The sequence below is a fragment of the Frankia sp. CcWB3 genome, assembly GCF_977927595.1.
This window is the reverse complement of record NZ_CDWRCK010000214.1, coordinates 1-7,322: the sequence shown is the minus strand read 5'-3', so window position 1 is coordinate 7,322 and position 7,322 is coordinate 1. Positions and strand designations below refer to the sequence as shown.

The following is a 7,322-nucleotide window of genomic DNA, read 5'->3' as shown; positions in this document are numbered from 1 at the left end:
CGGGGGACGCCGGGGGCATCGGGGTCTCGGGCGCCGCCGCGCCCGAGGCGTCCCCGGCCGCCTGCCCGGTATCCGTCTCGATCTCCTGGACCGGGCGTCGGCATAGCGGACAGACCAGCCGGGCGCCCTGGCCGCGCCCCGCCACGCGCATCGGTGGCGACACGAGCGGCCCCAGCCGGGCGTTCACGCAGTCGGGGGTCACGCAGCGATAGGCGTTGGCGCGGGCGGCGGTGACGACCTCCGGCCGCCCCCGCAGGCCCGACGCCTTCACCTCGTCCTGCCGTGCGGCCCGCTCCCAGGTGACGGTGTCGATCCGGTTCATCGCCCGGCGGACCAGTTTCACGTTCTCGCCCGCCGGGGCTGCGGGTAGCACCTTCCATCCGAAGAAGGTCGAGGCGTCGCCCTGGATCCACTCGTGGGCGTCGATGTTGCGTTTGCCGTAGAAGTTGTCCTTGCTGACGACCTTCCCCCCGACGGCCCTCGCCTCCTCGAGCAGGATGTCATCGGCCTCGGCCGCCCAGACCAGGGCGCCGTCACGGTAGTACCGCTGCAGTGGGGCGAGGCCGTCGAGCAGGCCGCGCAGGCTGTTGTCGGCCACATAGCGAAAGGCCGCGTCGGCGCCGAAGGCACGGCGGGCAGCGGCCTCCACGGCGAACAGCCGCGCGGTCACGCCGCACCGGCGCGGGCAGCGGGCGCCGTGCGCGCAGCCGAGACCGATCTGCGCGAAGCTGCCCGGCGAACCGTCCCGGGTGATGTTACTGACGTCGAACAGCACCGTCGTCGAGGACATGGGGCTCCTACCGGTTGTCAGCTGTTGCCGAGAACGTCGTCGAGACGCCGACGGGACACCGCCCCGCCGTGTGGCCGGCCGGGCACCGGGCCCGCCTCGACGAGATCACGGGTCCGGGTCCTGGTGCGGGTCGCCCGGACCCGGGCTCCCGACACCGCATCGGCCGGCGCGACACCCTGGCCGAGGGCCCGTAGCGTCGCGTTGTAGTGGTCGGCCAGATCGTCGAATCCACGGTCCGCCGCCCACAGCGCCGCGTTCCGGAACAACTCGGTGACGCTTTCCCGGGAATGGGCGAAGCTGGCCCGCTTCGCGATCTCCTCGTCGAACTCCGCGATGCTCTCCTCGTGTTCGAGAGAGGATTCCGCGTCCGGGAAGACATCCGCCTCGACGGTGACCCGGAAGCGCTGCGCGGCCTGCGGGTCGGCCCGGCTGTCCACGGCCAGCCGCCGTCCACCGGCGACCACCCCGCCGCGGGCCTGAAGAATCGTGTGCGCGCCGAGCGGTGTGTCCGGAGCGCGCAGCCGGAGCAGGAAGACCGGACGGTCCTCGCCGGTACTCACGGCGGGCAGCGGCAGCCGCAGCTCGGTGCCGCGCGAGGTCGGTGGCGGCACCTTCATGAGGTGACGCTGCGGTTTGATCCGCCGCAGCGCCTCCACCGTCCAGCCGGGTCGGATCAGGACCCGCAGCTCACCGCGCCCCGCGGCCGCGCCGACCACCGGTTCGATCAGCGACGAGACGATCGCGTCGATCCGGTCGACGTCCTCGGCCGCCGCCCAGACGTGCTGCATCTGGCCGCACACCCCGACCATCTCGGCAAGCGCCTCGTCCCGGGCGTCGACGCCGATGCCCAGCGCGTCCGTCCCGATGCCCTGGTCGCCGAGCCCGGCGACGATGTGGGCAAGCTGCTCGGGCTGCCAGCGGCCGATGTTGGCCTCGCCGTCGGTGATGAGCAAGACCCGGTAGACGTCCGCGTCCGGCGCCTGCGCGAGCAGCTCCCGCCCGGCGACGGTGAGCGCGTCGCCGATGTTGGTGTAGGAGTCCGCGTCGCTGTTCGTGGGGCCGTCGACGGCCGGCAGGCGGTCGGGCCGGCGTCCGGCGCTGATCACTCGCGCCTCACGGGCGAAGCGCACCAGCACGAGCGGACAGCCGTCGGGCAGCAGGCCGTGCACGCGTTCCAGGACCCGCTGCGCGAGCTCCCACTTGCTGACCGCGTCCGGCGCCGCTGGATGCAGCATCGACAGGGATGCGTCGACCGCGACAGCGACTGCCACCTCCCGCCGGCCCCGCGGCGGATCGGCCACGCTGATCGTCAGCCGGAGCACCCCACCCGGCTTCGTGACACCCCGGTCCATCCGGCCCTCGACGCCGAGCCGGTCCCTGTCGTTCATCGGTTTCCTTTCTCCCCGTGGATGTGCGGCTCCCCGTGGATGCGCGTGCCGGCGCCGCGGGACTCGCCGACGCCGGTGAGCATCGCCCGCTGGCGCGGTCTGGTCCGGGTGGCGACCACCTTCTCCCGGGCGGAGCGGATCGCGATCACCGCGACGGTGGCGTTGTCGTGCCCACCGAGGTCCTCCGCCCGACGGCAGAGCAACGAGGCCAGTTCGGCGGGGGTGCGGGCGACCGAGGCGAGGTCCTCCAGCACGTCGCAGAACCTCCAGTCGGCCACGCCCGGAATGTCCTCGGCGGTGTCGACGCCCGCCTCGCACGCCCCGTCGGTGGCGAGGATCAGCAGGTCGCCGTCGGCGAGCTGCACCCTTCTGGTCGCCACCGCGGTCGCGCCGCGCTGCGCCGTCCGGACGCTCTCGGTCACGATGCCGCGCTCCTCGGGCGTGGGAGCCTGGCCGGCGACGATCGCCTCGGCAACCACGCTGTGCTCGCTGGACAGCCGGGTGGCCGCGAAGCCGTCGCCGCAGCGGCGCAGCAGGTAGGCACGGCAGTCCCCGACGGCGCGATGTCGGCGCGACCGCGGGAGATCGAGGCGAGCCACCGCCACCGCGGCGGCCCGGCGGCTCAGCGGCGCGGGCGGCGGCGGCAGCGCGACGTCCAGCAGCAGCCGCTCCGGTTCGGTCTCGCCGTCCTTCCACCGGCGGCGGAATGCCGCGAGCAGCGCCCGCGCCGCCCACCGTCCCGAACCGTCACCGGGACCGGTAATGCCGTCGAGCACCGCGCAGGCGGTGGTCGTGCCGTCCGACGGGTCCTCGACCTTCGCCCAGCCGACCGCGTCCTCGTTGTCGCCTTCCGGGTTGCCGCCCGCCTTGCGCCAGCCCGTCACGCTCTCGCACGCGACGACGGTCGTCAGCCGCTCGTTGCGCGCGGGGAAGACGAAGGGTGCGATCCTCGACGCCAGCGCACCGGCTCCGGCCGCCCGGCGACCATGCTCGGGATGTAGGCAGGCCCGCAGCGCGGCGTCGGCGCCGGGCGGCCACTCGCCGGCGGCGAGCCCGGCCATCGCCAGCATCGAGGCGTCCCGGTTACTCCACTCGCCGGTCAGCGCCTTGAACAGCACTACGGCGAACAGGCGAAGGTCACGGGCGGGACCACACTCCCCCGCCGGAGTGACGAACCAGGGGTCGACGGGGTCGTGCCTGCCCGCGTCCAGCAGATCGCAGACGGCCAGGGTGAGGCTCTGCCCGGTCCACCTGAAGCTCCACGGCGCGAGAAGCCCCACGCCCTGCTGATGGAACGGTTCGAGGCTGCGGCCGATCTCGACGAAGGCGCGCAGCAGGGCGGCCGCGGAGACCGCGGGAGCATCGGCGGAATAGCTGTCGAGCAGATCAACCAGCGGCAGTCCCGGAAGTTCCGGCCAGCTCAGCTCGACCCGCGCAGGCAGGATCAGTCCGGCGCTCGCCGTGGGCAAGGCGACGCGGGGTGGGGCATGGCGTGAGGAGAGCGCGCCGGCCCCCTCGTCCACGTCGGCGTCGGCGTCCACGTCCGTGTCCACGTCCGCGTCGTCGGCGGCTGCGGCGTCTTCCAGCTCGTCGCTGTCGTCCTGCCCGGCCGCCGGCTCGTCCGGGCCTCCGAGCTCGTTCGCCTCCTGCGCTCCGGGTGAACCGGTCACCGCCCCGGAAGGATCAATCCCGGCGACGTCACCATCAATGGCGCGCGAGCCGTCCAGGACGCCGCAGCCCGGGACATCGGAGGAGTCCCCGCCCACGACCACTGTGATCACTGCCGGAACCGGGTCGCCCGGCGAAACCACAGGTCCGTCCGGGCCGGTCAACGGCGCTTCCCGATCACATCTGCCGGGGCGTGGGATGCGGGCATCCCGACGCTACCGTCCGAATCATCCAGACGATCAGCGTCCATGGTCGTGGCAACGGCGACGTGCACGACGGTCCCCCCTTCCTCCCGCAAGATCGCGAAGGATCTGCAGTATGCCTGTCCGCGCGATATGACGGTATCGCTCGGCCTCGTCAGGTAAAGGACAGCCATAACCGACATCTATCGGTCTGGTCGTCATCGGCGGCTTCTGCGACGGTCGATGGCAACGGCCTACTACCTTCCGGAGGCACCGTGCCCGAGTTCAACTCCCGCCGCGCTCAGCGCCAGGTCCCGGCCAGGCGGAGCAAGCCACTGCAGAAACTTGCCCGTGACCGGGCCCGGCAGGCCCGCCGACGCACTCGGCGCGATCAGCCGCTGCCGGACTACCTCGCCCGCTACGCGTCCGGACCGGACGGACATCCCCGATCGGTATCGACTACGACGAGCAAGCCGCGACCGAGCGGGAATTCCCTCAAGCACCTGCGGCCGGTTCCGTGGACGTCGCTGGGGCCCGCGATGGTCCTCGATGCCCGCGTCGACTTCTCGGACTGTGCCGGCTACAAGCGGCGCCCGGTGGTCGCGGTGCGGGTGGAGAACGGCGTCATCCTGGCCTTCCCGATTACCACTCAGGTACGTCGGCTCAGCTGGGTTTGCGGACGCCTGCTCGCCTTCCCGCGGGAGGCCGGTCTGCGCGAAGCCCAATCCGCGATCCTGTGGCGCCCGGTGGCGATCGAACGCTCCGACGTGATCCGGGTTCTCGGTCGTCTCATCGGCTCCGACCTCGAAGAGTTTCAGATTCACGCGCGGGCGGTGCGCGGGGCCGACGGCAGCAACGCCTGACCCACACCGGTATCCGGGCACGGACGAGATCGCCGGGGAAGCGGCGACCGGAGGGGCCGAAACCACCCTGCGGAAAGGTACCGTTACACTCGCTCGCCATGCGGCTGCGGTTCCTCGTCGACGATCGGGTCGAATTCGACCAGCGGCTGCGCCGTTCCGACCAGCTGTGCGTCGGCGCCGCCCCGGACGACGTCTGTGACGAGGCCGCGTCGCACCGGCATCTGTCCGCCGGCCCGCCGGACCGGAAACTCTCCCGCCGGGCCGCCCGCGTGTCCGCCGCGCCGGGCGGCGGCTGGAATGTGGAAATCGCGAACCTGAACCAGGCCGATGTCCGGAACTGGGGGCAGCCGACGTATCCCGTCGAGCAGGGCGGGCTGGTGTCGGTGACCGACCGGCCGACCGCGATCTGGCTGCGCGGTACTCCGCAGCGCAGCTACCTGCTGTTATGCGAGCCGGAGCCGACCGGCGTCCGCCGGATCGCCCGCGATCGTCGAGTGACGGAGAGCAACGAGGTCGATCGCCTCTCCGAGAAGGAGACCGAGGCGATCCGCGTGGTCTTCGAGCAGCATCTACGGTGGCCGCCCCTGCGTAACCCGGATCCACGTCCCAAGAAATCCGCCGCCGACCGGCTGGGGATCAAGCAGACCTCGCTCAACGACCGGTTGGCGGGCGCGCTGGAGAAGGCGAGGCGGGTCGGCTACCAGCCACCGGGCGGACAGGTCGCCCCGACCCGCGACGCCGACTGGGTGTACTGGCTCGTCGGCATCGGTGCGCTGGACTTCGAGATGCACGCGGGAATCGGCTGACCGTCCCGATCATCGAACGGCGGCTGGCCGATCGAGCGGAGCCGAGTCAGACGGACCCGGGGGGTACCTTCCAGTCCCGGGCGAGCAGGTTCCGGGCTTCGACGAGGACCTCGTCCACGGATACATCCGCGACGAACGACGGGTTGTGGGGGCATCGCCCGTGCGCCTGGCTCGCCCCACATTCCGGGCAGGTCGTCTGACAAAGACGTGGCGATGCGGTGGCGGGCCCGTTCCAGCGGCCCAGCATTGATCACATTGCCGCACCAGAAGACGCCGACGGTCGGAATACCGAGTGCACCGGCGAGGTGCCGCGGCCCCGAGTCGTTACCGATCATCAGGTCGGCGGTGGCGAGAATCCCCACCAGGCCGGGCAGGCAGAGGCGGCCGGCCAGGTTCACCACGGGCCCCGACACGCCCGCCGCGAGCCGTTCAGCGAGGGCTCGCTCGGCCGCTACACCGACGATCATGATGCGAGCGCCGTCCGCCGCGAGCGCGTTCGCGACTCCGGCGAACCGGTCGACGGGCCAGCGCCGACGCGGATCGCTCGCGCCGGGATGCAGAACGACCAGCGGGGCGGCCCCGGCCGTGACCTCGGCGCCGGCCATGGCCTCGGCGGCCGCCCGGCGATCGTCGGCCGTCACGGTCAATCCGGGGTTCAGGGTGACGGGGGAAGCCCCGACGAGTCCCACGATCTCCAGGTTGCGCAACGTCTCGTGTTGCAGATGCCGGAACGGAACGGACCGGTGCAGCGGCGGCGCTCCCACGTCCCGGCCACCGGCGGTGAACCGCGCGCCCAAGGCGTGCACCAGCGGGGTGGAATGGGCGCCCCCACCGTGCAGCTGCAGCGCCAGGTCGTAGCGGGCCACCCGGTGGCGCCGGACGAACGCGCGCACGGCGCCGTCGCGCACCTCGCCGTCGCGCACCCCGCCGTCGCGCACGCGATCCGTTCGCACCTCGTCGTCGGCTCGAGTGCCATCCGTCCGTAGGTCGTCGGTGGTGGCGGAGGTCGGGGCCGTACCGGTCGGCGAGGGTCCTTGCGTGCTGGTGGACACGCCGGGCCAGGGCGGGATGGCCGCCACCTCGTCCCAGGGTCCCGGGCGGCCCGCCAACAGCTCGACGTGCCAGGGCAGACCGAGGTACACCAGATGCGCGTCCGGATAGGCCGCCCGCAGCGCCTCCAACGCCGGCAGCGCCAACACGAAGTCGCCGAGCCCGCTGGCCCGCAGCACCGCGATCCGGCGCACGCCCTCCAGCGGCTCCCGGACGAACGGCCCGAACCCGGCCCGTTGGCACCCGTCCTTCTCGGCCATGTCGTTCCCCCTCGCCCGTGTCCTACTCTCTACCCCTGCGCCCCTACGCCGGCGCCCCTACGCCGGCGTTCTTCCCGTCCGCGCTTTCTCCCGATCCGGATATTCCTCGTCGGACGCTTCGACCCCGCCCGGCGCTGTCGAGATTCTCCGGATGCGTCGCATGAGCCGAAGATTCGCCTGCCGCTCGGCGAGCCCCCGATCACCCGATCGGGGGCTGTCCGGCCCCGCGAGACGCGACCATGGAGATGTGGTGATCTCGGTGGAGCGGCGGGTAGCGGTGGCGACGGGTCCGGACTATCTGGAACTGCACGTCGA

General features: G+C 72.3%; 6 protein-coding genes. 2 read left to right on the top strand and 4 right to left on the bottom strand.

Going from position 1 to position 7,322, the window contains the following annotated elements:
- From ACY5KJ_RS15415 to ACY5KJ_RS15405, 3 genes are all read right to left on the bottom strand, one after another.
- Nucleotides 1-790, bottom strand: a 790-nt coding sequence (locus ACY5KJ_RS15415; protein WP_462203661.1) for a hypothetical protein, incomplete at its 3' end; no start/stop codon positions are given.
- 17 nt (nucleotides 791-807) lie between these two features.
- On the bottom strand, nucleotides 808-2,178 hold the full coding sequence (locus ACY5KJ_RS15410; RefSeq protein ID WP_462185887.1) for a vWA domain-containing protein: 1,371 nt from the start codon (nucleotides 2,176-2,178) through the stop codon (nucleotides 808-810).
- Complete coding sequence (locus ACY5KJ_RS15405; protein ID WP_462203660.1) at nucleotides 2,175-3,959, bottom strand: hypothetical protein; 1,785 nt, start codon at nucleotides 3,957-3,959, stop codon at nucleotides 2,175-2,177. The genes ACY5KJ_RS15410 and ACY5KJ_RS15405 overlap by 4 nt, the downstream gene beginning before the upstream one ends.
- Before the next feature lie 608 nt (nucleotides 3,960-4,567).
- Between ACY5KJ_RS15405 and ACY5KJ_RS15400 the strand changes: the two genes are divergently transcribed.
- Nucleotides 4,568-4,891 carry a hypothetical protein gene (locus ACY5KJ_RS15400; protein WP_462203659.1) on the top strand — a complete coding sequence of 108 codons (324 nt, stop codon included), beginning with the start codon at nucleotides 4,568-4,570 and terminating at the stop codon, nucleotides 4,889-4,891.
- Nucleotides 4,892-4,989: 98 nt separating this feature from the next.
- Nucleotides 4,990-5,697, top strand: coding sequence for a hypothetical protein (locus tag ACY5KJ_RS15395; RefSeq protein WP_462185884.1), 708 nt, complete (start codon nucleotides 4,990-4,992; stop codon nucleotides 5,695-5,697).
- On the opposite strand, the gene ACY5KJ_RS15390 is transcribed toward ACY5KJ_RS15395, so the two are convergent.
- Nucleotides 5,589-7,007 (bottom strand): glycosyltransferase family 9 protein, encoded by a 1,419-nt coding sequence (locus ACY5KJ_RS15390; RefSeq protein ID WP_462185883.1) that lies wholly within the window; start codon nucleotides 7,005-7,007, stop codon nucleotides 5,589-5,591. The two genes, ACY5KJ_RS15395 and ACY5KJ_RS15390, sit on opposite strands and share 109 nt — an antisense overlap.
- Between the last annotated feature and the right edge of the window lie 315 nt (nucleotides 7,008-7,322).

What these genes read in the sequence shown, in the direction of transcription:
- ACY5KJ_RS15410 (WP_462185887.1), bottom strand. Translation starts at nt 2,178, where the DNA reads ATGAACGACAGGGACCGGCTCGGCGTCGAGGGCCGGATGGACCGGGGT.
- ACY5KJ_RS15400 (WP_462203659.1), top strand. Translation starts at nt 4,568, where the DNA reads ATGGTCCTCGATGCCCGCGTCGACTTCTCGGACTGTGCCGGCTACAAG.
- ACY5KJ_RS15395 (WP_462185884.1), top strand. Translation starts at nt 4,990, where the DNA reads ATGCGGCTGCGGTTCCTCGTCGACGATCGGGTCGAATTCGACCAGCGG.
- ACY5KJ_RS15390 (WP_462185883.1), bottom strand. Translation starts at nt 7,007, where the DNA reads ATGGCCGAGAAGGACGGGTGCCAACGGGCCGGGTTCGGGCCGTTCGTC.